We start from the raw sequence: 406 nt of genomic DNA, 5'->3' as shown, positions 1-406 counted from the left end.
TGCCCCTGGCCAGATCGTAAATGACGCACGGCTTGTTCGCGATGGCGAGCCGAAGCACGTTGACGGCCGTGCCGGGTGATGCGCCGTCCCAGACCATCATCCCAAAGTCGGCGCGCCGCGCCATCTCCCGGTCTTTGGCGGCGTGGACCCAGTATCCTCTGGCGCCCTCAGGAGAAGGAACATGGTAGGCGGCCCAGTCGCCCAGATTGTTCCGGGGTTCCTTGCCGGCATGGAAGACCCCGACATGCTCGTACTTGTAGCCCGCGAGCAGGCCCTGCGCCTCTGCATCGGCTCCCGACGCGTCGCCAATCAGCACGCCGTGCTCGGCAGCGACGATTGCGCCGATGCGAGCGATGACAGGTTCCGGCAGCTCGAATATCTCGCGTGATCCACCTATGAATATCAT

Annotated in this window: 1 protein-coding gene; it reads right to left on the bottom strand. The window is 64.0% G+C overall.

Annotation, left to right across the window (positions count from 1 at the left end):
* The coding region (locus tag EOA13_RS37715; RefSeq protein WP_127298078.1) for a hypothetical protein at positions 1 to 406 on the bottom strand (406 nt) is incomplete at both ends.

This window comes from Mesorhizobium sp. M7A.F.Ca.US.011.01.1.1 (assembly GCF_003998295.1).
Taxonomy (GTDB): Bacteria; Pseudomonadota; Alphaproteobacteria; order Rhizobiales; family Rhizobiaceae; genus Mesorhizobium.
This window is presented reverse-complemented; position numbering and strand designations above follow the sequence as displayed.